Source organism: Alteromonas sp. KC3 (assembly GCF_016756315.1).
Taxonomy (GTDB): Bacteria; Pseudomonadota; Gammaproteobacteria; order Enterobacterales; family Alteromonadaceae; genus Alteromonas.
The window spans coordinates 3,105,838-3,131,929 of the sequence record NZ_AP024235.1 but is presented as its reverse complement, the minus strand read 5'-3'; the positions used below and the strand labels follow the sequence as shown (position 1 = coordinate 3,131,929).

General features: G+C 44.0%; 24 protein-coding genes. 10 read left to right on the top strand and 14 right to left on the bottom strand.

Annotated elements, in window-relative coordinates; all coding sequences use genetic code 11:
* Positions 1-274 precede the first annotated feature (274 nt).
* Positions 275-1,870: an isocitrate lyase gene (locus JN178_RS13980; protein ID WP_202262069.1), complete on the bottom strand. Its 1,596-nt coding sequence runs from the start codon at positions 1,868-1,870 to the stop codon at positions 275-277.
* A 399-nt stretch (positions 1,871-2,269) separates the two neighbouring features.
* Between JN178_RS13980 and JN178_RS13975 the strand changes: the two genes are divergently transcribed.
* The 3 genes from JN178_RS13975 to glsB all read left to right on the top strand — a co-directional run bounded on the left by JN178_RS13975 (position 2,270) and on the right by glsB (position 6,050).
* Positions 2,270-3,226 carry a chemotaxis protein CheV gene (locus JN178_RS13975; RefSeq protein WP_202262068.1) on the top strand — a complete coding sequence of 319 codons (957 nt, stop codon included), beginning with the start codon at positions 2,270-2,272 and terminating at the stop codon, positions 3,224-3,226.
* A 373-nt stretch (positions 3,227-3,599) separates the two neighbouring features.
* The gene (locus tag JN178_RS13970; protein WP_202262067.1) at positions 3,600-5,054 is read left to right on the top strand and encodes an alkaline phosphatase; all 1,455 of its coding nucleotides are present in this window, start codon (positions 3,600-3,602) and stop codon (positions 5,052-5,054) included.
* Positions 5,055-5,141: 87 nt separating this feature from the next.
* Positions 5,142-6,050 carry a glutaminase B gene (glsB, locus tag JN178_RS13965; RefSeq protein ID WP_202266073.1) on the top strand — a complete coding sequence of 303 codons (909 nt, stop codon included), beginning with the start codon at positions 5,142-5,144 and terminating at the stop codon, positions 6,048-6,050.
* 10 nt (positions 6,051-6,060) lie between these two features.
* Here glsB and JN178_RS13960 read toward each other — a convergent pair whose 3' ends face one another.
* From JN178_RS13960 to JN178_RS13905, 12 genes are all read right to left on the bottom strand, one after another.
* Positions 6,061-7,335: a lipocalin-like domain-containing protein gene (locus JN178_RS13960; protein ID WP_202262066.1), complete on the bottom strand. Its 1,275-nt coding sequence runs from the start codon at positions 7,333-7,335 to the stop codon at positions 6,061-6,063.
* Positions 7,332-9,944, bottom strand: a complete 2,613-nt coding sequence (locus tag JN178_RS13955) for an ABC transporter permease (protein ID WP_202262065.1) — start codon at positions 9,942-9,944, stop codon at positions 7,332-7,334. Before JN178_RS13955 ends, JN178_RS13960 begins: the two co-directional genes overlap by 4 nt.
* The gene (locus JN178_RS13950) at positions 9,941-10,657 is read right to left on the bottom strand and encodes an ABC transporter ATP-binding protein (RefSeq protein WP_202262064.1); all 717 of its coding nucleotides are present in this window, start codon (positions 10,655-10,657) and stop codon (positions 9,941-9,943) included. Before JN178_RS13950 ends, JN178_RS13955 begins: the two co-directional genes overlap by 4 nt.
* A 157-nt stretch (positions 10,658-10,814) precedes the next feature.
* Positions 10,815-11,516: a VC0807 family protein gene (locus tag JN178_RS13945; protein WP_159627074.1), complete on the bottom strand. Its 702-nt coding sequence runs from the start codon at positions 11,514-11,516 to the stop codon at positions 10,815-10,817.
* 46 nt (positions 11,517-11,562) lie between these two features.
* Positions 11,563-12,102 (bottom strand): rhomboid family intramembrane serine protease, encoded by a 540-nt coding sequence (locus tag JN178_RS13940; protein WP_202262063.1) that lies wholly within the window; start codon positions 12,100-12,102, stop codon positions 11,563-11,565.
* A gap of 18 nt (positions 12,103-12,120) precedes the next feature.
* Positions 12,121-13,287 (bottom strand): glutathionylspermidine synthase family protein, encoded by a 1,167-nt coding sequence (locus JN178_RS13935; RefSeq protein WP_202262062.1) that lies wholly within the window; start codon positions 13,285-13,287, stop codon positions 12,121-12,123.
* 2 nt (positions 13,288-13,289) lie between these two features.
* Complete coding sequence (locus JN178_RS13930) at positions 13,290-13,922, bottom strand: DUF1190 family protein (protein WP_159627071.1); 633 nt, start codon at positions 13,920-13,922, stop codon at positions 13,290-13,292.
* Between the two features lie 10 nt (positions 13,923-13,932).
* Positions 13,933-14,349, bottom strand: a complete 417-nt coding sequence (locus JN178_RS13925; protein ID WP_159627070.1) for a DUF350 domain-containing protein — start codon at positions 14,347-14,349, stop codon at positions 13,933-13,935.
* 13 nt (positions 14,350-14,362) lie between these two features.
* Complete coding sequence (locus tag JN178_RS13920) at positions 14,363-15,007, bottom strand: YjfK family protein (protein WP_202262061.1); 645 nt, start codon at positions 15,005-15,007, stop codon at positions 14,363-14,365.
* 12 nt (positions 15,008-15,019) lie between these two features.
* Positions 15,020-16,075, bottom strand: coding sequence for a potassium channel protein (locus JN178_RS13915; RefSeq protein ID WP_202262060.1), 1,056 nt, complete (start codon positions 16,073-16,075; stop codon positions 15,020-15,022).
* A 129-nt stretch (positions 16,076-16,204) separates the two neighbouring features.
* Complete coding sequence (locus JN178_RS13910; RefSeq protein ID WP_202262059.1) at positions 16,205-16,885, bottom strand: PspA/IM30 family protein; 681 nt, start codon at positions 16,883-16,885, stop codon at positions 16,205-16,207.
* A 23-nt stretch (positions 16,886-16,908) separates the two neighbouring features.
* The gene (locus tag JN178_RS13905; RefSeq protein WP_159627067.1) at positions 16,909-17,298 is read right to left on the bottom strand and encodes a DUF2170 family protein; all 390 of its coding nucleotides are present in this window, start codon (positions 17,296-17,298) and stop codon (positions 16,909-16,911) included.
* A 276-nt stretch (positions 17,299-17,574) separates the two neighbouring features.
* Here JN178_RS13905 and JN178_RS13900 point away from each other — a divergent pair, with 276 nt between their 5' ends.
* From JN178_RS13900 to secF, 6 genes are all read left to right on the top strand, one after another.
* Entirely contained in the window at positions 17,575-17,778 is a 204-nt protein-coding gene (locus JN178_RS13900; RefSeq protein WP_232369772.1) for a DUF6471 domain-containing protein, read from the top strand.
* A gap of 385 nt (positions 17,779-18,163) precedes the next feature.
* On the top strand, positions 18,164-19,210 hold the full coding sequence (gene queA / locus JN178_RS13895; protein WP_202262058.1) for a tRNA preQ1(34) S-adenosylmethionine ribosyltransferase-isomerase QueA: 1,047 nt from the start codon (positions 18,164-18,166) through the stop codon (positions 19,208-19,210).
* A gap of 157 nt (positions 19,211-19,367) precedes the next feature.
* A complete protein-coding gene (gene tgt / locus JN178_RS13890) occupies positions 19,368-20,480 on the top strand; it encodes a tRNA guanosine(34) transglycosylase Tgt (protein ID WP_202262057.1) in 1,113 nt (370 codons plus the stop codon).
* A gap of 24 nt (positions 20,481-20,504) precedes the next feature.
* Positions 20,505-20,843 carry a preprotein translocase subunit YajC gene (yajC, locus tag JN178_RS13885; RefSeq protein WP_159627063.1) on the top strand — a complete coding sequence of 113 codons (339 nt, stop codon included), beginning with the start codon at positions 20,505-20,507 and terminating at the stop codon, positions 20,841-20,843.
* A 55-nt stretch (positions 20,844-20,898) separates the two neighbouring features.
* Positions 20,899-22,743, top strand: a complete 1,845-nt coding sequence (secD, locus tag JN178_RS13880) for a protein translocase subunit SecD (RefSeq protein WP_159627062.1) — start codon at positions 20,899-20,901, stop codon at positions 22,741-22,743.
* Positions 22,744-22,753: 10 nt separating this feature from the next.
* On the top strand, positions 22,754-23,695 hold the full coding sequence (gene secF / locus JN178_RS13875; RefSeq protein WP_202262056.1) for a protein translocase subunit SecF: 942 nt from the start codon (positions 22,754-22,756) through the stop codon (positions 23,693-23,695).
* Between the two features lie 79 nt (positions 23,696-23,774).
* Here the strand turns inward: secF and JN178_RS13870 are convergent, their stop codons facing one another.
* Positions 23,775-24,665 carry a LytR/AlgR family response regulator transcription factor gene (locus JN178_RS13870; protein WP_202262055.1) on the bottom strand — a complete coding sequence of 297 codons (891 nt, stop codon included), beginning with the start codon at positions 24,663-24,665 and terminating at the stop codon, positions 23,775-23,777.
* 109 nt (positions 24,666-24,774) lie between these two features.
* Between JN178_RS13870 and JN178_RS13865 the strand changes: the two genes are divergently transcribed.
* Positions 24,775-26,058, top strand: a complete 1,284-nt coding sequence (locus JN178_RS13865; RefSeq protein WP_202262054.1) for an acyltransferase family protein — start codon at positions 24,775-24,777, stop codon at positions 26,056-26,058.
* Positions 26,059-26,092 lie beyond the last annotated feature (34 nt).

Genomic DNA, 26,092 nt, shown 5'->3' with positions numbered 1-26,092 from the left:
TTGTACGCGTTTTTGTTTTGAATGTCAGATAAGCGTTTAGTCTTAATTTTTAAATTCATGATGAGTTAAGTTTTTGAATTTTATCTTTTATATGTTTTTTTGATGATTCTTAGTTTAAAAAGTACAAAATTTCTTTTTGCGAAGAAAATAAATGAGATGAATGTTATGGGGCAGGCGTTTAAGATCGCTTTTCGTTAAAAACGAAAAAGGGCACCCGAAGGTGCCCATTGGAAAGGTTGGGATGCTTTCCAGTTAACTTATTTCAAACGTACCTTTATACGTCGAACTGGTTCATAGTGTTGTCTTCACCAGATGCCTTAAGTGCACCTTCACCAGAGAAGTATTCTTTGTGCGTGTCACCTAGGTCAGAGCCAGCCATTGCTTGGTGCTTAACACACGCTAGGCCTTGGCGGATTTCTTGACGCTGAACACCGCGAACGTATGCAAGCATACCTTCTTCACCGAAGTAACCTTTCGCAAGATTATCAGTTGACAGTGCCGCAGTGTGGTAAGTCGGCAGAGTGATAAGGTGGTGGAAGATGCCTGCTTCACGCGCTGCATCAGCCTGGAAGCTCTTAATCTTCTCGTCTGCTGCCGCTGCAAGTTCACTGTCGTCGTAGTCTGCAGACATAAGTTTCGCACGGTCGTAACCAGAAACGTCTTTGCCTTCTTCAGTCCATGCATCAAATACCTGCTGACGGAAGTTAAGCGTCCAGTTGAAAGATGGCGAGTTGTTGTATACCAGCTTCGCGTTAGGTACTTGCTCACGGATAGCGTTAACCATTTCAGCAATTTGACCCACGTGAGGCTTTTCAGTCTCAATCCAAAGTAGATCTGCACCGTGTTGAAGTGAAGTCACACAGTCAAGTACTACGCGGTCAAAACCTGTACCTTCTTTGAAGCGGAATAGACCGTTTGGTAAACGCTCAGGCTTAACAAGCTTGCCGCCTTGCTTAAGTACTAGGTCGCCTTCAGCTAGGTCGTCTGCGCTTGCAACGTCAGTCGTTTTCAAGAATGCATTGTATTGTGCAGCTAGGTCGCCTTCAGAAGTAGACACTGGGATCTTTTGAGTAAGACCAGCACCTAGAGAATCGGTACGTGCAACAATAACACCTTCATCTACGCCAAGTTCTAAGAACGCATAGCGAACTGCGTTGATTTTAGCTAGGAAGTCTTCGTGTGGAACCGTTACTTTGCCGTCTTGGTGACCACATTGCTTCGCATCTGACACTTGGTTTTCGATTTGAATACAGCACGCGCCAGCTTCAATCATTTGCTTAGCTAGAAGGTAAGTTGCTTCTTCGTTACCAAAACCCGCATCGATATCAGCGATAATTGGTACTACGTGTGTTTCGTAGTTGTCGATTTCCGCTTGGATGGCCGCTACATCGCCGCCATTTTTCTTTGCGTCGTCGAGTTTATGGAAAAGATCACCTAGCTCACGAGCGTCAGCTTGACGAAGGAAAGTGTAAAGTTCTTCGATAAGCGCTGATACTGATGTTTTCTCATGCATAGATTGGTCTGGAAGTGGACCAAACTCAGAGCGTAGCGCTGCTACCATCCAACCTGATAGGTAAAGGTAGCTTTTATTCGTGGTACCTTGATGCTTCTTAACTGAAAGCATTTTTTGCTGACCAACGAAGCCATGCCAGCAACCTAGTGACTGTGTGTACTGAGACGAATCTGCGTCATATTCAGCCATGTCTTTGCGCATGATGCTTGCCGTATAGCGAGCGATGTCTAGGCCCGTCTTAAAACGGTTTTGAATTTTCATGCGAGCAGCGAACTCAGGGTTAATACCTTCCCATGTTCCTTTCTGTGCTGCTTTTAATGTGGCGAAGTTATCAATGTCTTGTTGATATTGCGACATGAGCGTCTCTCCCGACTATAATTAAAATACTTAACGTTATTAGCGATTACGCTGTAGGGCGTTCCCGTTAGTTCCATTTCATCCTAGTGCGCAAAGTTGAATAATAGAAATATATAATCAGCATTGCCGCCATTCATTTGGTGAATGTTTGTGGATAGGTGTCGGGTAGAGTATCGAGTGGAGTAGGGGGCAAATACGTGATGAGTTAAATGTTACTGTGAACCTACGCACTATGCGCTACACCTTGCACTTCACAGCAAAGTAAGGCGCGTGGGTCTACAATTTAATTGATAGATTACCGAAAAGAGTAATTGCCTTGCCCGCAAGTGCAAGGTAGATTGTCGCGATGATGCGATATGTATCATTAAGTGCATTGATTTATAAAGAAAAGTGAGTGATATGGGTAACAGTGTCTTATCGTCGGTCGATCAGAGAACCAAGCTTGTTGGCGAGAATAGGCTTGAGCTTTTGATGTTTCAGTTAGGCACTCGTCATATTTTTGCAATGAACGGTTTTAAAATCAAAGAGGTAATAAACGTTCCCAAGCTCAATATGATGCCAGGCTCGCACTATAATTTGAAAGGTGTGATGAATTATAGAGGTAAATCTATCCCCATCATCGACCTTCGCCAGGCAATTAAGATGCGCTCTACAGTTGCAGAAGACTTTGCCAAAAACGTTATTATCACAGAGTACAACCGCAGTGTTCAGGGCTTCATTATTGGTGAAGTCAAAAGCATAGTTAATACGTCGTGGGGCGATATCCAACCGCCACCTAGCGGTATTGGCAAGTCAAACTATTTAACCGCTATAACTCAGGTGAATATTGATGGAAAAACTGAGCTTGTAGAAATCATTGATGTTGAAAAAGTATTAGCTGAAATCATTGATTACGATACCTCGATTTCAGAAGAGGTGCTTGATACTGAAATTGTAAATCACTTTAACGGTAAACAGATCTTGATCGTTGATGATTCAGGCACGGCCCGTAAACAAATACGCGACACACTAGAACAATTAGGTGTGTCAATTATTGAGCGTAAAAACGGTGCAGAAGCGCTTAAATTATTGCAGTCATGGGCAGATGAAGGTAAACGCCCATCGGACGAAATTCTATTGATGTTTACCGATGCTGAAATGCCGGAAATGGATGGGTATAGACTTACTTCAGAGGTTAGAAATGACCCTAGAATGGACGACCTGTTTATTGCACTTAATACATCACTTAGTGGCAGTTTTAATGATGCGATGGTTGAAAAAGTAGGGTGTAACCGTTTTATTTCAAAGTTTCAGCCAGATATGCTTGTTGATGTTGCGCAGCAGCGCCTGCGAGAATTTTTAGTCAGTCAAAAATAAATTTCCTACCGCTGCTTTCTCTTACCTCCGCCTTAATTTGACGGCGGTTCATGCCTTTGTGTGACCAAATCTGTATTTGGCCAATATTTTTGTAACACTTATTATTTTTGCGGAAAGCTTTGAGGATACACTGTGTGTGTTTTACACTAATGGCACCTGTCGCCGTGTGCAGGTGCAATGTGCTTTTCGCTAGTGCACAGAGAACACTCGTATAATATAAACTTACGCGCAGAGCGTGCTCTGACAAAAAAGCGTTTCAGGGCGAAAGTCTAAAGAAGCACACTTAAGCGCGACAGAGAAATAAGCATTTTTTTATGCGCATTATCGGTCTATTAATCACTAGGTAGTGCGTACATACTTCAGGGAAGTTTAGATGATTAAACAATTTGTTCGTACATCGTTATTAGCGTGTGCGTCAGTTACGTTCTTAGCAAGCTGTGGCATCACTGATAACGCAGCGTCTTCTGCGCCAACAACCGCGTCTCAAAGTAATGTACCAAAAAACATTATAATGGTTGTTGCCGACGGTATGGGGCCCGCGTATACCACAGCCTATCGCAACTATGTTGATGACCCTGCCACTGACAATATTGAAACGGTTGTGTTTGACGACATTTTAGTGGGCAATGCCTCAACGTATCCTGCAAAAGTCTCTGGTTATGTAACTGATTCTGCTGCGGCTGCGACTGCATTGGCCACGGGCGTAAAATCTTATAATGGCGCTATTGGCGTAGACGTTAATAAGAAACCTGTTAAATCCGTAATGCATTATGCCAAAAGTAAAGGCATGCGTACTGGACTTGCAGTGACTTCGCAAATTGTTCATGCAACGCCTGCCTCTTATATTGCACACAATGAAAGCCGTAAAAACTACAACGAAATTGCTGAAGATTTTTATGACGTCCGTGTAGACGGCAAATTTGTTGCCGACGTCATGTTAGGTGGTGGAACGTCTTATTTCGAGCGTGAAGATCGCGATATTCTCGCGCAATTTATCGATGCAGGATATGAATATGCCGATTCTTATAATCGTCTAGCATCAATTCCTGCTGGTAGTAATGTACTTGGTTTGTTTGCGCCTGTAGCGTTGCCAGCAGTACTCGATGACAAGCGTAAAAATCGCCTTCAGTACCTAACGAAAAATGCGATCAAGCATCTTGAGAACGACAATGGCTTTTTCTTGCTGGTAGAGGCGAGCCAAGTTGATTGGGCGGGCCATGCAAATGACATCGCATCTGCTATGGCAGAAATGCACGACCTTGCGCAAACTATGGAGTATTTGCGCGACTATGTTAAAGCTAACCCTGACACCTTGGTAATACTCACTGCTGACCACAGCACGGGTGGACTTACCATTGGTGCAAATGGTGATTATCGCTGGAGCCCAGAGCACCTAAAAAATATGCAGGCATCAGTAATGACAATTGCTATGGCAATGCCTAACGAAGAAAAACCAGGTGAGTATGTCGCTCAGAATCTTGGCTTGTCGTTAACGGAAGAAGAACTTGCTACCCTTGAAAGCGTAGCTAACCAAGATGACAAATCCCGCTTTATGGCGGTTAAGGCGTTTTTAGACACCAAAACCAATACTGGATGGACTACCGGTGGCCACACGGGTGTAGACGTAGAAGTATTTGCATTCGGTGCTGGATACACCAGCTTTATGGGCCAAATTGATAACACTGATATTGCGAAAAAGATTTTCAGTTTTTTAGATAAAAAGCCGTTTAAAAAGAACGTTCCTGCTGAAACTAAAGTAGAAACCAATATCGAGCTTACCGATGACGATGATGCATGTAACTTCAAAGAAGATTGGCACTGCAACTAACACAAACGATTTGTATTGGTAAAGCGCCCTAGAGGCGCTTTATTTTTATACACACCAATAACAGAAGTGGTATTGATGAATAACGACATGCACAACTTGCTACAGGACATTTTTGACGAAGTCGAACCCATGCTGGGAATGGGTAAGGTCGCCGACTATATACCCGCATTAGCGTCTGTAAACCCTCGTCAGTTTGGTATTGCTATTTGTGATACTCAAGGTCAAATTACGTCTATAGGTGATGCTGGCGTCCCTTTTTCAATTCAAAGTATTTCGAAGGTGTTTAACCTTGTTCTTGCCATTAATCACTATGGTGAAAGTATGTGGGAACGGGTAGGGTGTGAACCTTCTGGTTTGCCCTTTAATTCACTGGTACAGCTTGAATATGAGAATGGTATTCCACGCAATCCATTTATCAATGCAGGCGCACTGGTGGTGAGCGACATGGTTCAGTCGCGGTTTGCCTCCCCCCATATTGCTATGCGTGACTTCGTACGAAGATTGTCATGCAATGGCGACATTGTTGTAAACAAAGTGGTGGCAGAGTCTGAGTTTGAACACCGTTCTCGAAATGCCGCTATGGCTTACTTGATGAAAGCATACGGCAACTTTGAGAATGAGGTTGAAGATGTACTTCGCAATTATTTCCATAACTGTGCCCTTGAAATGAGCTGTGAAGACTTAGCGCGTGCGACCAGCTTTTTAGCGAATGCGGGCATGTCTTCATGTGCCAATGAGCAAGTACTCACGCCATACCAAACCAAGCAGGTTAATGCGTTATTGGCAACAAGTGGTATGTATGATGAGGCAGGAAGTTTTGCTTTTAAGGTAGGTCTTCCAGGTAAAAGTGGCGTAGGCGGTGGCATTGTTGCTGTAGTGCCTAGTCGTTTTTCTATATGCGTATTCTCGCCAGCGCTTAATAGTGTGGGTAATTCACAACTGGGTGTGGCGGCATTAACATCGCTTAGTGAGCGTATTAATTGGTCAATTTACTAGGCCTTACGCATTAGTAGCCGGTTAGCTCTAAAAAGCCTGTTCCAGTATGAGTACCCGATACATTAACGCGTCCCTCGTAGTAGGGAAATGCGCTTTCGTTCCATTGATTGGCTTTAAAGGGGCTTATATTAAGATCAAGTGCAAGATCACTGGCCGTGTCTTTAAGCACTATACGCCATGACGTGGGGACATCGTGCGGCCCAGTTCGAGTTGCAATAGTTTCGCTTTCTACAGGTATTATTGATAATTGTTCATCTGACAACGTCTTTTTAAGGCCGCTTGAGGTTATATAAGTACCAGTAGTAAAAATATCTGACAGGGCAGTTGCAGAATTCGATGGAGCAGAGTGCATACGAAATGCCATGAGTTTGTCTCCATTGTCTAAATGCAGCGAAAACCAATCCCAGCCCATGGCATCGCTGTTGGCAAGATGACTGGTCCATTCATGGTCAAACCACCCAAGTCCTTTTACACCAATTGACTTTCCATTAATAAGTAGGCTTCCTTTTGCGTTGATAAACGGTTGGCTGTAATAGTATGAGCGAAGTCGTTCATCTTGCGTTTTTCGGCTATATCCATTATCGCCTTGCTTTACAAATGGGCCTGAAGTATCTAGCGATAAATCAATAGACACTGATTCGCCCAATGCAAGTGCTTGGTCTCGTGATGGCGAACTTTTTCCCGTGGCATTTTTGCTTTTCAGTGATAGGTTTAGGGATGACGGGAACATGGATTGAATATTGTTTGAAGCCGAGGTACTCCATAACCAGTCGTCTATAATAGCTTCGAACGGACTGCCATTAACATAAGCATTACCCACACCACCTGCTGCAAACCTTTCTTCAAAATAGTGCTGTGTGTTGGTGTGTAGTGAAACATGCCCCATCCATTGTTGTGTATTTGCCCAATTGCTTTCACTGGCTTTATTACTGCTAGGGGACTTAAATCTAAACAGCGTATACTGAAGGCCGTACTCATTTTTGTGGTCATCTTCTAACACAAACGTGAGATACCACCACTCTAACTGATAATCTGGATGGCTTTTGTGATCGTTAGGCAAGGTTAAAGGCTTATCTTTTGTTACCTGCGCGAAACTTCGTGCGGCGGTGTCTGCATCTTGTGCTGTTATGCCACCGAAAAATTGTCGAGGCCTGTCGTTTTGGGCTAAAGGCGCACTGTCTTTATTAGGTGTGTTCTTTGTTTCTGGTATCAGCAAAAAGCTAAAAAACACGGTAATGCCTGCGACAACTAAGAATAGACCTATGTGTTTCAATGGCTTATTCATAGCTGTACCTCCTGACGAAGGTCTACCTTTGGTTTAAGTTTCCCAAGTGGCAAAAGTAAAACCAGTGACACAATGGCAAGCGATAGCATCACGCTGGACATGATTACGTCAGTCTGAATAACGATGGGGTACACCCAGTTAAATGCGTACCTGTTTACCATAACAATAAACACGTAAGCTAAGAAAATACCAAAGGGAATGGCCAATATCGCGGTGACAAGGCAAAGCAAAAAATATTGCGTAAACAGCGCGCTTTTCACTTGTAGGCGACTGACACCCAGTGCCCGTAATGTATTCAATTGCGGAGCGTTACCTAAAGCTAAAACCGTTAACGATACCGCAAAGGCAATGCCGGCGACGACAAGCGTGGTGATATTCAGTCCATCGGTTAGCAAAAACGTGCGATCAAAAACCTTAAGCGACTGGTTAAGTAGGTGTGTTTTTGAATAGGCATTGCCAAATGGTGCCGCCAACGCGGTTATCGCGCTGTCTGTTAGTGTGCTGTCTGTTAGGTTGCTTGGAGACGCTGAATTTTGAGTGGCTGGATACAGTGCCATAGCCCCAGAAAACAACATGTTATTTAGTCCACTGTTTTCCTTACGAGCTGACAATAAACGGGGAAGGGGGACAAATACTTGCCCTTGTGTATTGCCGTAGTCAGGGTATATACCCAGTACACGCCACGCTTGCTTTTTACTAAACAGGGTATCGTCTAGGGTGTCGCTATCAACCGTAAGGGTAGTGATGTTCTTGTCTAAACCGCTTCTGTTTGTTGCCAATGAATAGTTCGACAAAGAAAGTGTGTCACCAATGCGTACGTTGTTCATCAGTGCCAATTGTTGATTAATAAAAACCCCTTGGCCTTTTGAAAACTGCTCCCACGCATCATTCACAGCATTATCAAGTAGCAATGCGATTTGTCCCTCGGTATGAAGAGGGTAGCTAGAGACAGAAATGGTCTGCTCATTCAAGGTGGCTTTCAACCTCATCAAGGGGGTTGCATCGAGGCTGTCTGGCAACACGATATCTGAATACAGCATATCAGTATAAAGGTATGCAGGGGCATAAAGGCGTTGCTTTAACCAGTCAACAGTCGCGTCTCGGAAACTGCTTGTCATGGTATTCATACCAATATTGGCGGTAAGTGCGATAAAAAACGCGCAAACGGCCAATCGCGACTTAGATGAAAGCGACTGCATATTTGAAACAACAAAAAATAACACCACCCAACGCTTTGGCGTAACTGTAGCAAGCCATTTGGTCAAAATAGGCAACCAAAGTAAGATCAACGCGCAGCTACACAGCAGTAATGCGGCAACATAGCCAAGTGCGAGTGTTGTGGAAGAAACGAAGTGTGACAACAGATAAAGTACCAAAAGCACTATGCATGAAATCACACTAGCTTGCGCTAAAGAAGCCTGGTTTTCTTGCTTTATTTTATGGTGCGAGAGGGCATTGGCTAGTTGGGTAACTGGCAACAGTGAAAACACAACCAGCGAAGTAAAGGTCACAATAAGTGCAAATAAAAATATCGAAAGCAAATTGACGTCTGGCGTAACAAAGACAGCGCTAAACAAAGAAGAAAACGTACCGCTAATCACTGGGGATAGCCAGGAGGCCGCATTAAAACCAGCTATCATGCCAAGGGGGATGCCAAAGACACAGTAGATCAGAAGCTCAGCAACAAGTGCTAAGGATAGAATATAGCTTTGAATGCCTAGCTGTCTTAGTCGAATCATATTGGGCAAACGCGTGCGGTACATCAGGTTAAGCGCGTTTAACACAATGAACAGCGCAACAACCCCCATAAGTGCGCTCATTGCCCAAAGGTTCAGTTTAAAGCTATCTGGGAGTGACCCTGTTTCTTGAGCAAGCGTATTTTGAGGTTTAACTAATGGGACTGACGTAATGCTGTTTAGCGCTTCTATGTCCTGACTGGACAACGGCGTTAACGATAACAAACCAGAAAGCGGTGTATTTTGTGGTGAAACTTGGTGCCGATAAAAGTCGGCAATAGCGATAACTATAGTATCTTGGGGAACAGCAGCACTCACAACAGGATTGATAATCGATGGCCATTTTACGTCTGACGACACAAGGTTTTTACATGCTATTTCGCCCAATGTAGCAGGGTGCATGAGGCCTCTCACAGAGGTATTTTTCTGCCCCTGCATTTCTGTGCTAAGCCATGCGCCGCCGTTTTGTAAAGTCGATACGCTAGCAAAGTGACTCATCAGTACTTGGGTGTCTACGCCCATGACGTTGACATTGAATGTTCTTGATGACGTGTCGCCACATGATACGCGCACAGTGCGCTGAGCCAGCGCGGCAAGTTGAGTAAATCCCGCCAATCGCGCTTTTACATAATCTTCTTTAGTTAGCGACAGGTCGCTGTTGATGGGGACCAATACATTGTCAGTAAATAGCTTGTCTTTGCTTTCTAATAACTCGCCTTGTTCTGCGCCTTCATTGATAAGCAATACTGTTATAAGACCTGCATTGGCTACTGCAATAGCAGCAATAATGAGAAGCGGCTCCAGCCATCGCTTTTTTGCCATTGCAAAAAGCGTTTTTAATGTTAATCCGAAAGTGTGCAGGTCGCTTTTCATCCGCATGCACTTTGGTTATTGGTAAGTGAAACCAGCTTTCCACCGTGAAGTTTGGTTTTCATAACGGCTTTTTCTGCCACTTCTTGGCTATGGGTTACTACGACAAGCGCTGTGTTAGTGCTGCGACAAACATCAAACAATAATGTTGAGACTACATCACTGGTTGCTTCGTCTAAGTTTCCCGTGGGTTCATCAGCAAGTACCAAAGCAGGGCGGTGTACCAATGCGCGAGCAATGGCGCAGCGCTGTTGCTCGCCACCAGATAGCAGGTGAATTGGCTTTTTGGCAAGATGGGCGATCCCCAACTCTTGCATTAAATGCTGCTGATACTCTGCATCAAAATTGCCTTTTAACCGAGACGTAAAGGCAATGTTGTCATAAGCGTTGAAACAGTCAAAAAGGTTATAGCTTTGAAATACAATGCCAAGGTATTGCTTGCGAAAATCATCAAGTTTGCCCGTGGTAGCAGGCCCTTTAATAGATGCGCTTTTGCTGGCAGTTACGTGGCTATCAAAAATGCGCTCGTTTCCTACATAGATTTGACCCTCGTCAGGTGCATCGAAACCGGCAATAAGTGAGAGTAGGGTAGATTTTCCACACCCTGATGCACCTTGAATGCTCACTGATTCACCTGCCTTGACCGTTAGTGACAAACGGTCTAAAAGCAGTACATCAGAAGAAAAGGACTTAGACAGACCATTGATGGTAAGCATAAATGCGTAAACTCAAAAAAACGCTAACAAAACAGTGTCTTCAGTATACGCAACAGAATGGCATTTTGGTTAAAAACCAAATGATAAAAACAAAAGCGCACTACTTGTCAGTGCCGCTTTTGTAAACTCGTATTGTAATCAGGTAGCGCAGATGTACTTATTGATTGATGAAGTCGTCAAGCTCTTCGCCAGTAACCTTTTTTATCTGAGCAAATAAATACCATAGCGCTGCAATAAGTAGCACCATGCTTGGAATAACAATGACGGGATAGCTGAGGGCTGTCATTCGGCCAAGCTCTTCTGTGTAGGCAGTAGTGCCTGGTTCGCTCACTAAAATCACTTTTGCCAATATGTAGTTAAGCGCCGATGATAAGAAGAATGAACTTGCTACAATGTAAGAGCTTACCGCTATTTTCTTTTTGAACTCAGCCTGTTTACCTTTTGCATCAAGCACAGCATTTAAGTGGGGCCAATTAATAATTTGATCGTTTAGCACCAACATCTTAACCAGTGGTTTATTTGAGTATTGCGTGACAAGAATAGCAATGCCAATAAGACCAGGAATAGCGGCCTCTTTAATAGCGATGTAATCAGCAGGTAATTTAAGAAGACTAAACCCGCCTGTCAGTAAAACACTGATAATACCTAATATAGAAAAGCCATTGACTTTACCCGACGCTTTTAAATCCCATAAGCCATAGCCAATTGGGAAACTCAGTGCCGCGACAATGCTCCATTCGGGGCCTAAGTAATCTTCGGAACTTGCGTAGCTCATCAAAACGACAGGAATGATGATGTTAAAGGCAAGATTTCCAAAGAAACCTTGATTTTTTTGCGTAGGTTGTTGTACTGCTGACATAGTTACTTTCAACGTCTTATCGTGACGCTAATTATACAAAAACAAATTAGCGTGCCCAGTGCCATGCGGCAAATAAGCCACCAATAAAGCCAAACAAATGATATTCAAAGGAAATAAATTTAGATGTGGGCAATACACCCACTAACATTCCGCCGTATAGAGCTGCAACCACTAAGGATATTAATAAATAGCGTACTTTGTTGCCTCGAAAGCCTGCGAGCACTAAAAAGCCGAAGTATCCGTACACCATGCCACTGGCTCCAATGTGCGTAGCACTGCGTCCAAATAGCCACACGCCTAACCCACCAATGAGTAATGCACTGACCGTCGCGATAATAAATGAGCGTTTGCCCCACTGCATGGTGAGCCACATGAACAACAGCAGCGGTACTAGATTTGCCATTAAATGGGTGGGTGTGCCGTGAAGAAAAGGCGCTGTAAAAATGTAAGGTAAGTGTGCTAATGAGCGCGGTACTACACCAAACTGGTTAAGTGCATTGCCAGTAAGTAGGTTGGCCACCTCTATCGCAATAAGTAACGCACCCAGAGTTAAAAGAACACGTATTTGAAAAGAAAGGGGCTTCATAGAGACTCCTTAATCCCTTTACAGGATGATATGCGGCAAATACCGAGATAAGTCTTGCGTAATTGCAGATGCATCTTCCCTTACCGAAATGCCAGCGGGCATATCATCAACTAACCAACTGCCTATAAGTGTATGGTTACCTTCAAATACGGGTAATGGTTCAAAAGCTTGAATTATAAAGCCTTCTTCGCCGTAAGGGCCACTGCTGAGTTCTTTTTCGTGGCCACGCTCAATCAGTGACACGTTGGCCCCTTCCCTTGAAAATAATGGCTTTTTAATCCATTTACCCGATTGTGTTTGAGAACCAATTTCATCCGAAAAGAAAGAGGGCAATAAATTAGGGTGCCCTTCAAATTGTTTCCACAATTGGGGGAGTAACGCTTTATTTGAAATTACGGCCTTCCAAGGAGGCTCAAGCCAATTCACGCCAGCATCTACTAACTCGCTACCAAATTCTTCGCGCAACATAAACTCCCATGGGTACAGCTTGAAGCAGTCGGTAATAGGGCTATTGTGCAGATCAGTAAACACACCCGTATCTGCAATGCCAATATCTTCAATAAAGACAAAATCAGTATGAAGGCCAGCTTCACGGGCACAATCTTGCAAGTATTGCACTGTGCCTCTGTCTTCTGCTGTGTCTTTACAGCACGCCATGTGAAGCTGGTTGATATTGTAATGCAGGGCTATTTCGCGAAACCGGTGCACCAACTTTTCTTGCAAGCTATTGAACTGATCTGCATGACGAGCGAGTTTCCCATTGTCGACATTTTGCTCTAGCCATAGCCATTGCCAGAAGCCTGATTCGTATAGGCTAGTGGGGGTATCAGCATTGTTTTCCAGTAGTTTTGCCGGCCCTTTTCCGTTATAGACAAGGTCTAGTCTGGAGTACAAGCTAGGATCTCGTTGTAGCCAACTGTCTCTTACTAAATCCCAGTGGTGTTCAGGAATACAAAAACGTGAGAGCAACGCTTCGCTGTTGACCACTTCATCCGCTACGGCTAAACACATTTGATGTAGCTCGGCAGTGGGGTCTTCAATATCCTTTTCTATTTGTTGAAGCGTGAACTGATAGTAAGCACTTTCATCCCAATAAGGCTCGCCATACATAGTGTGAAAGTGAAAGCCAAACTCGTTGGCCAACTGCTGCCAGCCCTTGCGTGGCTGGCATGGCATTCTAAACATGGTTAACCGCCCCAGCCGCCTTTACGGCTGCTGCTTCCCCACGAAGATTTGGCGCGTACGCTACTACCAAAACCACCGCGTTTCATCGTGCGATTTACCGTTGGTTTTGGTTTGTAAACGTCCTTATTTACGCGATAGTTTCGTTTGCGAATATCACCATCAAACACGTAACCATCAGCCGTTATCCAGCGTGAGCGAAAGGGAGAATTATAAGAGTACGACGTATATAGTGGTTGAGAGTAGTAGCGATTGGGCGAAAGCAATGAGCTTACCATGTAGCCTGCCATGAACGGCATAAAAAAGCTGCCACTGTTATTGTTGACGTATTGGCACTGATTAGGACCAAATTCATACTCGCAGTCATATTCCGAATTAAAGCGCGGACTAGTGCGCATAGCTTCGTCTAGTGCCGTTTGATAGGCTGCTTCGCATCGCTCAACTGCATCAGGGAAATCCTGTTTGCAGTCTTCAAGCGATGTATAAATAGTGGCATCTTCACGCTCTGAGCCACAAGCACTTAACATGACGCTGGCAACACCTAATGCAATAGGCTTCACACTGAACGCTTTGCGCATGCGTGTTAAGTCAATGTGCTTGGTGCGCTTTGTCCTGAGCTTGTCGTTATTCGTTGTCATCACAGCCCCCTTAATAGGTCATGCAAGCTGCGTTTAACAGACCCACTGCAATTGACATACTTGCCAACATAACGCCTGCTGATACTTCGTTGTTGTTTATGCGCTCTGCAATTTTTGGCATAAAGCTAAATCGCAAAATGGCGAACGCCAGTGACTGTGCGACCACTGCAACCAACGCCCAAATCGCGAAATCGACAATGGCGACAGAATTTGAAGCTGCGCTTCCCAGCGCAATGGCAAAGCCAATAATCGCGCCGCCAAAACCAATCGCGGCCGCTACATTCTTTTCTTCTTTAACTAGCTTCCATTCGTCATGGGGCGTGACTAATGCGTAAACTAACTTGAAAATAAATAAGAAAACGATTGATAGGCCAAAGTACAACGCGAAGTTATCAAGGCCCGCCAGAGAATGCATAATTGTATCCATAGTTAATCCTTTTTTATCCGTTTATTGTTATATCAGTAGGTTGAATATCAAAGCCTGTTGAAATCACTAAGCATCTGTCTAAGTTAGAACCCACTTGCTTCTCTTCACCGACAACTAAAAGTGTTTCCACTCTATCATTATCCAGAGGGCGCTCATAAAGCATCATGAATTGATCAGTTTTACTAATATCGCCATCTTCTTCGTAGGTAGTTTCAGTTACCGCAACAGGTGGAGACTCTTCGCCCACAGCTTCCCAAACACGGGTAAATATCTTGCCATCCAATTCGTAGGTAGGTTGGCTGATGATATTCTTCAAGCACTCATCCCATTGGGCGGTACTGCCAATAGTTTTCGTATCGTAGAAATGCCACAGCTTTACATCAGTAATATGATTTTCCGTCATGCCACCATCTAATATAACCTGAAGGAAGGCGTCGTCATCGGTGTAAAAGCGCAACAGCGTGCCGCCTGTATCAAGCGCAGCTTCGCCTACCGCTTGAATGAGTTGCGAACGAGCGGCCCCTTCTATGGTTAATTCAGGCTCAAGTAAAGAGAGCTTTAAGTTATCCAATTCAAACGAGCCACCTAAATAAAGCCCCATTACTTCAGGTGCTTTAGGTTTTTTTGGCGCTGATTTTTTAAATAGTTTGCTGAACATACTCAATGCCCTTTAGTCGGCGTCAAGCGACGACCAATTAATAGCATTGATGCGTCGCTCGGCAATGTAGAATAATGTATCACCCGCATTCAGCGTGGCTTCAAGTGGTGGATTGACAACCATTTCTTTTACTTGGCTATTCGGCGCATAGCCGATGAAAATGGCGTTGTGTTTGCGTTTTAAATTAACAAAGAGTTTTGCTACTGAAATAGTGGCACTGTCGTCTGGAATTTTCACCGAAAATTGGGCTTGGCCCTCATCAACACTGAGTAAATCGTGATGCAGCATACTTGAACCAGGGTCAAATGCCGCTTTCGCAAGCATCTCGACTGCCACACTCGGAGTACATTCTACCTTAGGGCAGTGGTCCTGCAGCAGTCCTACTAGGCTTTCATCTTCAAAGTAAGCCACTTGATGGGCATCTGGGTTTCGTTTGGCACAGTAAAGTGCGGTAGTCATAGTGATATCGTCTTGCGGATTGTCAATAAGGATAGTTCTGGCATTGGCAATGCAGGCGCGATCCATATCTTCGTCCTTGTTGAACGAGTCAACTTTTACAAATTCAATTACGCCAGGAAGTGGGTTAGTGATATCGGCTTTTACACACAACACAATGTCTGGTCGATCGGGCATGGCATCGCGCTCTCGCAATAATAAATCTAACAGCAGCATAGTGCGCTGACCATTCCAGCCAATAACCAATATATGTTTATCAAGATGTAAGTTATTCATTCCCAATAACCCTTTTTTCCATTGCTGAGAGACCCACGCGGCAATACGGCCGATGACCATTGCAAAAATACTTAAACCCAGTGGAATTACGTAAAGTGCGACTACTAACTTACCTGCAGATGTGACAGGGGAAAGATCACCGTAACCCACGGTGGAGGCGGTAACTGCAAGCCAGTAGAGAAAATCAACATCGGCAATGAGGTCAACTTCACCTGCAGCGAAAAGTAACCAGTAACTTGAAACGGCGTAAAACGCAGTAGCACCTAAAATGGTGTACCATCGAGATTCTGCAAAATATTGCAGCATAATTTTACGCAGTTTAATCCATGGAGACATAAAACAAACAGCCCTTGTTATGCGTGCTAGTACTCTGCCTTTATGCGTGAAAATTGTCTATGGTTTATGTGTAACAAAGCATTGAAAACCATGTTCAAAAAGAAAGGGAGCGGTGAGCTCCCTTTGGTACTACTTACCTAAGATGCGTGCCAGTTCATCATCAGCAGAGGTCTTTCCGCCTTTGATACCAGCTTCTGCTAGGCGCTTTTCCAAATCACTGCTTGATTCATCACCAGCAAGTTCTTCAGCAGCCTGAAGCTCTGCATTACGCATTTTCTGTTTTTCTTGAATACGAGACAGCGATTCTGTCGCCGTTTTCATTTTGCTGTTAGCCCCCATATGGCGAGATGACACGGCAACTTGCGCTTTTTGCACGCTTTCAGTTGCTTTCACCATATCAACTTGCTGCTCTAATCGGCGCAAGTTAGCTTTTGCCTGCTGAATGTTCTGAGCAAGCTGTTTTTCAGACTGTTGGAACTGATCAAGATAGGCTTGTTCTTGGTCGCGCTCTTCTTTCAGTTCTGAAACTTTCTGGGCACAATCAAGCGCTAGCTGACGGTCTGTGTCAATTGCTTTTCGCGCATGCGCTTCGTATTCTGCGATGGAAGAGTCAAAGCTATCGACTTTTTGTTGTGATAGTTTGCACTTCGCCAAAATTTGCGTACGGGCATGATCTGACTTGCGCAATTCTTCTTTGGCTTCTCTAATTTCTTGTTCCAGAATTCGAATAGCCTGACTGTCTACTACTGACTGCGCAGCCTCGGTCGCACCACCTTTTACTGCAGTTACTAATTTTTTCCACACTGACATTCGCTTCTCCTTAGAAGTAAATTTTAGTTAAGGTGTGTTTCGTAAGCATCAAGGAATGATGCAACATTCTGAAACAGGGTTTCGACTTCAATAACAATACTTTCCGCTTTAGACTGCGCGCTTAGCGCACCGAACGCGGTGTAGTATTCTTCACCTCCAATATTCGATATGCCCACAGTTGTTAATGGGAACACCATATGAGATGACAAAATTTCATGATCTAGCGCAGGCTTATCCTTAACCTCCGACGCTGAAAACAACAAGCTTTCCACTAATATTTGCTCACCGCTAATGGCAAGCCATGCATCAATGCCGTCTTGATTAGCAATTAGTAAGCAGTTTTCCTCTCGTGTTACCACAAAGTCATCGTGCTCTGTAAATAAGGCTTCGATGCTTTCTAGTTCCCAGCTCATACCTTTCTCCTTTAATTATTGAAGCGATAATGTCGTATATGAATGTCGCGTTGCGTGATTTCAACCGTTCCACTGTAGCGACTATTTTCATCTACGCCAATATCTTGACTTGCAGTGTAGACTCACTGTGCCATAATCGTCAATAACAAATTTGCTTTTTAAGTGTAAAAAAGTGTGTTTTTGTAAATTATATATCACAAATGGGTGGTTTTGGAGTGGCAATTGAGTGCTAAAAATGCATGGCGTCAAACCGTCGCAAGGGTTGTAAAATCTGAAATGTCAGTGCGAGGGGTTAAATATCAAGCATTAAGCCAGCGCTTAGAAGAAATAGGCGTAGAGCAAAGTGCAGATAACCTTAGAAATAAGGTTAACAAAGGGATAATGGGGGCGGACTTGCTTCTACAAATATTGTACGTACTAAAGGCAAGACCGCTAGATAGTGCACTTTTAGAAGAAATCTTAACTGACCTTAATGAATAAACCGCGTAAAATGTCGGTTTAAAGCGTCGGCATGCAGCCTGAGATGAGTACCGCAACGCTTTAATCAGGCAAAAAAATACCCAGCACCTAGCTGGGTATCAAAAGATAAGGAATGTTATGGGAGAACATCATCACTATCTGTACGTATCTTAACCGTTTAAGATGGTGGGCGCTATTTATAAATCCCTGTCAAAAGTATGCGACCTTATAATGCGTTATTTTATTTAATACCTTTAAAGTTAAATGACTAAATATGTTGTGCTTTTTTGTATTTGTTCTCGCTTAACTTCAATGGAAGTTCGGTGTCGTACAGCTAGATCGTTTCACAACATGAGACTTAATCCTATTATTTTGTTAACCGAGTTAGTAAAGCAGTACTGTATTTATGAAACTATCTGATTTTAGCTTTGAGCTTCCCGAAAAATTAATTGCAAAATATCCAACGGAGCAGCGAGCTGCGAGCCGTTTGCTTCATTTAGACGGCAAAACCGGCAAAGTAACACACAGCATGTTTGCAGAAATGCTGTCACTGGTAGACGAAGGTGACTTGTTAGTCTTTAACAACACGCGGGTTATTCCAGCTCGCTTGCTAGGCAAGAAAGAAACCGGCGGACAGGTTGAAGTGCTGATTGAACGCATTACCTCCGACAATAGTGCGCTGGCGCACGTTAGAGCAAGTAAAGCGCCTAAGCCTGGCACTAAGCTAATTTTAGAAGATAAAGTTAATGTGACCGTTACGGGTCGAGATGATGCGCTGTTTATTCTACAGTTTGATCACGAAGAGACTGTGTTGTCGCTGCTTGAGGCACACGGTCACATGCCATTACCTCCTTATATCGACCGTCCAGACGAAAATTCTGATAAAGAGCGCTATCAAACTGTCTACAATGAAAAGCCGGGGGCGGTGGCAGCACCTACCGCGGGTCTTCATTTTGATGACGCCATTTTGGCGGCACTCAAAGAAAAGGGTGTAAACTTGGCGTTTGTTACGCTGCACGTTGGAGCAGGTACATTTCAACCGGTACGTGTTGACAATATTCAAGAGCACAAAATGCATGCAGAATACGCAGAAGTGCCGCAGGAAGTAGTAGATGCTGTATTGCAAACCAAAGCCAACGGCAAGCGTGTAATAGCGGTTGGGACCACATCGGTTCGCTCACTAGAGTCAGCTGCTAAAGCAAGTAGTGAACGCAGCCACGACGCTATTATTGCGCCCTTTTACGAAGATACTGAAATATTTATTTACCCTGGTTTTGAATTTAAAGTTGTGGATGCCATGTTCACAAACTTCCACCTACCAGAATCTACATTGATGATGCTAATCAGCGCATTTGCGGGTAAAGATAATGTGATGAACGCTTACCAACAAGCCATTGAAAATGAGTATCGCTTTTTCAGTTATGGCGACTCAATGTTCATTGAACGTGCCTAGTTGATTAACCGCGAATTGGCCTCGTATCGTTTTATTCAGGTTTAGTTACAGATAAACATAGATACGGGGCATGATCTCAGCTGAATTACTGGTATAATCGCCGCCAATTTATTTTTATACCCGGCGCAATGGCGCACTAAAGTGGGAATGCTTTCACATGCAATTTGAGTTGTTAAAAACCGAAGGTCGTGCACGACGCGGTCGTTTGGTATTCGAACGTGGTGTAGTTGAAACGCCAGCGTTTATGCCAGTAGGTACGTACGGTACCGTTAAGGGGATGACCCCAGAAGAACTTGAAGACAGTGGTGCACACATTTGTCTTGGTAATACATTTCACCTAATGCTACGTCCTGGGACTGGCATTATTCGTCAGCATGGCGATCTGCATGATTTTATGAATTGGGATAAACCCATTCTTACCGACTCAGGCGGTTTCCAAGTATTCAGTCTTGGTGATTTACGCAAGATAACGGAAGAAGGCGTAACGTTCCGCTCGCCAATTAATGGTGAGAAAATACTTCTTACGCCTGAAAAGTCGATGGAGGTTCAGCGCGACCTTGGCTCTGACATCGTGATGATTTTCGATGAGTGCACGCCATATCCGGCAACGGAGCAGGAAGCGCGTGTATCAATGGAAATGTCTTTACGTTGGGCAAAGCGCAGTAAAGACGCACACGGTGACAACCCAGCTGCACTGTTTGGTATTATCCAAGGCGGTATGTACGAAGGGCTTCGCGATGTGTCATTAGCCGGTCTTGAAGCTATTGGCTTTGACGGTTATGCCATCGGCGGTTTGTCGGTAGGTGAGCCAAAAGAAGATATGATCCGCATTATCGATCATACAGCGCCAAAAATTCCGGAAGATAAGCCACGCTATCTAATGGGTGTTGGTAAGCCGGAAGATTTAGTTGAATCGGTTCGCCGCGGTATTGATATGTTTGACTGCGTAATGCCAACGCGTAATGCGCGAAATGGGCATTTGTTTGTCACCGAAGGTGTCATCAAGATTCGCAATGCTAAGCATCGAAACGACACTTCACCACTTGACGAGAATTGTGATTGTTACACTTGTAAAAACTATTCTCGCTCATACTTACATCATTTGGACAAGTGTAACGAAATTTTGGGTGCGCGTTTGAACACCATTCACAACCTTCGTTACTATCAACGTGTTATGCAAGGTCTTCGCGATGCGATTGATGCAGGCACGCTCGATGAGTTTGTACAAGAATTCTATGAACAAAAAGGGTTGCCGGTTCCGGCACTATAACAACGATAATATTTGGGGAATTTTATGAGCCTATTTATCTCAAACGCATACGCGCAATCTGCTGGCGGTGCTCAACAAGGCGGTGGCATGGAAATGCTGATCATGTTGGCGGTTTTCGGTTTGATTTTTTACTTCTTACTTTACCGTCCGCAAGCGAAACGCGTAAAAGAGCATAAGAACTTAGTGTCTTCGCTTAGCAAAGGCGACGAGGTACTAACTCAAGGTGGTTTAGTAGGTAAAATCACAAAAGTGTCTGAAGAGAAAGACTTCATCGAAGTGGCACTTAACGATGCTAACAATATTGTTGTTCAGAAGTCTTCTGTGACTGCAGTGCTGCCTAAAGGCACTATGAAGTCACTGTAAGTAACAACCGCCGGGGCCGGGATGCTACCCGGTGCTGGCACGAAAGGATTATCCAGTGCTAAACAAAAACTCAATCTGGAAAGTGCTTAGTGCGCTCATTGTTGTTGCAATGTGCGCGCTTTATGCGCTTCCGAACATTTACGGCGAAGATCACGCTGTACAAATTTCTGCGGGTCGCGACGCTGTAGTCACTGATGCTACGGTTGAACAAGTTAAAGCGACACTTGCTGCGAAAAACATTTCACCTAAACGCGTTGAATTTGAAAACGAACAAATACTTGTGCGCGTATCAGATTCTGATACTCAACTAGTCACGCGAGAAGCGCTAGAAAAAGAGCTGGGTGACGACTATTTCGTTGCTATGAACCTTGCGCCCGATACGCCTGAGTGGCTAGAAGGGCTAGGTGGCGCGCCGATGAAGTTAGGCCTTGATTTACGCGGTGGTGTTCACTTCTTAATGGAAGTGGATATGACAGAAGTTATCGCTAAATCACTAGAAGATGCTGAAAGCGGCTTTCGTACTTCATTGCGTGAAGAAGGAATTCGTTACCGTGGCGTTAAGCAGGTAGATGACCATATTGACATCACGTTCCGCGACGAAGACGCCCTTGATAAAGCTGAGTTCTTTTTGCGTAATCAAAGCCGTGACTTAACCTTTAATCAAATTGATGACCTTACGCTTCGCGCCGTATTTGCAGAAAGCAAATTGCAAGAAATTCGCGAGAATGCCGTGAAGCAAAACATCACCATTATTCGTAACCGTGTAAATCAACTAGGTGTTGCCGAGCCACTTGTACAAAAGCAAGGTGCTGATCGCATTGTGGTTCAACTACCAGGTATTCAAGACACTGCACGCGCTAAAGAAATTCTAAACGCTACCGCAACGCTTGAATTCCGCATGGTAGACCAGAAAAACGATATTCGCGACGCGTTAAATGGTCGCGTGCCTCCTGGTTCTCAAGTTATTGAAGATCAGCAAGGTATTCCGCAACTTCTCGAGAAGCGCATAATGCTAACGGGAAGTCATATCATTGATGCGAACAGTGGCGTTGATGAATACGGTCTGCCTAATGTAAATATCTCGCTTGACTCAGAAGGTGGTAACAAGATGTCGCGTTCAACGCGTGGCAATATTGGTAAGCCAATGGCGACGGTGTTTATCGAATATAAATCGACTGGCGAGCGCAACAAAGACGGTAAACTTGTTTTTGAGAAGCACGAGCAGGTTATTTCTGTTGCAACTATTCGTGCACAGCTTGGCAGTAAGTTCCAAATCACAGGCCTAGACTCTCCAAAAGAAGCCCGCGACTTGGCACTATTACTTCGCGCTGGTGCGCTTATTGCGCCAATCCAAATTGTTGAAGAACGCACAGTCGGTCCAAGCTTAGGTAAAGAGAATATTGAGCTGGGCATGCAGGCCATTATCTATGGTTTGGCCGCAGTACTTATCTTCATGCTTATTTACTACAAAGCGTTTGGCGTGGTAGCGAATATTGCACTTGTTACTAACTTGGTCATGATTGTTGGCATTATGTCTATGATCCCTGGTGCAACGCTTACACTACCGGGTATGGCAGGTATTGTATTAACCGTTGGTATGGCGGTAGATGCAAACGTGCTCATATTTGAGCGTATTAGGGAAGAGCTTCGTGACGGACGCAGTCCACAGCAAGCAATTCACCATGGCTACGACAGTGCATTCTCAACTATTTTGGATGCAAACATTACTACGTTCATTGCAGGCCTTATTTTGTTTGCTGTGGGTACAGGCCCAATTAAAGGCTTCTCAATTACGCTTATGATTGGTATTGCTACGTCGATGTTTACCGCTATTTTAGTTACTCGCGTTATTGTTAACGCAGTATGGGGCGGCAAGCGCGTAGAGAAATTGGCGATTTAAGGAGCGTAACATGCAATTATTAAAACTTTCCGATACCGTCAATTTCATGCGCCTTCGCATTCCTGCGATGGTGCTGTCAACGGTGCTTATTTTAGGCTCATTCATATCGCTAGGCGTAAATAGCCTCAACTGGGGCCTTGATTTTACTGGCGGGACTTTGATTGAAGTCGGTTACGAAGATGCTGCGAATCTTGAATCTATTCGTAAGCAGCTAAATAACGCAGAGTTTGAAGACGCTATTGTACAGAACTTTGGCAGTAGCCAAGATGTGCTTATTCGCATTGCACCGCGTGACGGCGTAAAAGCTGTTACCATTGGTGAGCAAGTCCTTGCAGCTTTGCGTGCAGATGGCACCGCAGTAGATATGCGTCGTATCGAGTTCGTAGGGCCCAACGTAGGTGAAGAGCTTACCGAGCAGGGTGGTCTAGCAATGCTAGTCGCTTTACTGTGTATCTTGGTTTATGTAGCAATGCGTTTTGAATGGCGCTTTGCACTGGGCTCAGTATCTGCCCTTGCTCATGACGTTATTCTTACTTTGGGTTTATTCTCTGTACTACAGATTGAATTCGACTTAACGGTACTAGCGGCAGTGTTAGCTGTTATTGGTTACTCACTGAACGATACTATCGTTGTGTCGGACCGTATTCGTGAAAACTTCCGTAAAATTCGTAAGGGTGAACCGGTAGAGATTATCAACATCTCACTGACGCAAACCTTAAACCGTACCATCATCACTTCATTAACTACTGTGTTGGTATTGGTAGCCTTGTTTTACAAGGGCGGTGCGTTAATTCACGGGTTTGCTACTGCATTGTTATTTGGTGTAGTAGTAGGTACTTACTCGTCTGTCTATATTGCGAGTTCAGTTGCGCTTGCGTTAGGTATCAGCAAAGAAGATTTGATGCCACCTCAAGTGGAAAAAGAAGGTGCAGACTTAGATCCCATGCCTTAATCGAATTTGATTCGTAAAAACAAAAACCGCATCTGTGATGCGGTTTTTTTATATACGGATAAGAGCTCTCACTAGAAGTTTATGGCGCTAAAACTTGCTTTAAGCTGTCTTTGTAGCGTCTTGAGAGCAACACGGTTTGGCCGTTGTTAAGGGTGATAAGGCCGTCTCCTGTATCGTCATACGTGATAGATTGAATGGAAGGAATTCTTACGGCATGTGATCGATGGACACGTACGAACCCGTGCACCGCACCTTCTTCGCAAAATCGGCTTAAGGTATACCGAAGCGGATAAACACCAACGTGGGTGTGTAAGTTGATATAGTTACCTGAGGCTTCCACTCGCTGAACATCACTGACTTTAACTAAGAATTCTTTATTGAGTTTTTTTACTAGTAAATAGTCAGGTAGTGCAAGTGCTTCACTTTCAACTTCGGGAAGCGAGGTATCACGTTTAATCAGTGACGCTTCACCTATTAGTCGCTGGTAGCCAAATCGCGCAACGTAGTAAAAGGTTACAAGAGTAATATAACCCCAGACATCTTTTCGGTATTCGTAGACAAACTCACTAATCCAAACCCCAAAGTCGTAACTACGTTCAGACATCAAATAGGCGAGCTTGCGCAGGGCAACCATGAAAACGACATGGGAAACTGAAAATACGCTGGCAAATACAAAATGCCATCCCAACCAAACGGCGCTGGACTTTTTACTTTTATCAAGAACACGTATGGCTAAGATTAGGGGAATAACCAATATCGCAGTACTTAGTGCACTGCTGTATTCCCATACATAAGGCTCCCACAGTGCCACGTTATTAGTTTCACTTCGCGAAAACTCCGTCCAACTAGATGCAGCATTTATTGAGTTATTAATAAATAGATACACGACGAGTAAAAGAAATGCCGCGTATTTATGTTTTGGCTCAGTATCTCGAAGATACTGGCTCCATTTTTCATCCCAACTATTCACCGCTTATCCCTAAATCCTTTGTTTTTCGTCACTTAGGCCTTGTTGGTCAGCAACGCAACACAGTAGATATACCAAGTTGATTTGTCACTATTGAATAGGAGTGAAGGCATTGACGCAAGCATATGTTGTTAATGAGCCACGATTAGTTTCTGAAGAAGTAGACGCGTTTTCGCTAGGAAGGGAAATAACAAATGCGCAGTTAACCCAGCGCTATTTTGAACTGGATGCGTTGCGCGTTATCGCATTTGGTGTATTGATTCTGTATCACATAGGCATGTTTTACGTTCTTGATTGGGGATGGCATATAAAAAGCGATATACAGTTTTCGTTGCTGCAAGACGTCATGATCTTAACCAATCAATGGCGTATGTCACTCTTGTTTTTAATCTCAGCAATGGTGTTCACTGTTGTATTGCGCCGGGGATATGAACAACATCCTTCTCGTTGGTTGTTTTCACTGAGCATTCTAGGAAAGCGAACTCTGAGAATACTAGTGCCACTGATATTTGGGATGTTTGTCATTGTGGCGCCACAAGTCTTTGTTGAGTGGACGGTAAGTGGAAAACTCGAAATGCCGTTTATCGATTTCTACCTTGCCTATATCAACCCCAATACCGATTTATTTAAAGAGAAACAATCGATTATTGGGTTACTTACGTGGAACCACCTGTGGTTTTTGCCTTACCTTTTTGTTTATAGCGTACTTATCTTGCTTCTGTTTCCACTTATACGCTGGGTTGGGATAGTTAAATCTACCTTACTCGATAGCTTGCCATTGTTTAGCATCATTGTAGTGACATTGATGACTTATATCTGGCTTGAACTACGTACGGCTTACCCAACAACTCATGATCTTGTCAGCGACTGGTACAGCCATGCTAAGTATTTTTGGGTGATGCTTGTGGGCATGGTAATCGTGCTTCGACCTGCGTTATACACGGCGGTGATGAGAGCGCGCTATATAAGTCTTACTTTCGCGATAACGCTTTATAGCGTGATTATACTAGACCGACATGACATGCTTGGCGCGACAGGAGAATTAATGGAGTCCTCTTTTAGCTTTCGCGTATTAGTGGGCGTTATTGTTGTGCTCAATCATTGGGCTTGGCTTGCGGCAATTTTGGGGTTTGGCCAAAAGTACTTATCTAAACCGAGCAAAGTTATTAGCTACTTAAACCGTGGCGTGCTGCCTTATTACATGGTTCATCAAACACTTATCGTGGTAGCCGCATTTTATTTGAGCTCTCGCGTTTCTTCTACAATGGCAGAGTTTTTGGGTATCACGCTAATCACACTTGTTGGGTGTGCAATAACGTATGAGATTGCAAAGCGATTTTTAGTGTTACGATTTTTGTTTGGCTTGAAGCTAAAGGGTGCTCAAAAGAGTGAATAAAAATAAATCCGTTAAATGGCCGTGGGTAAGTGAA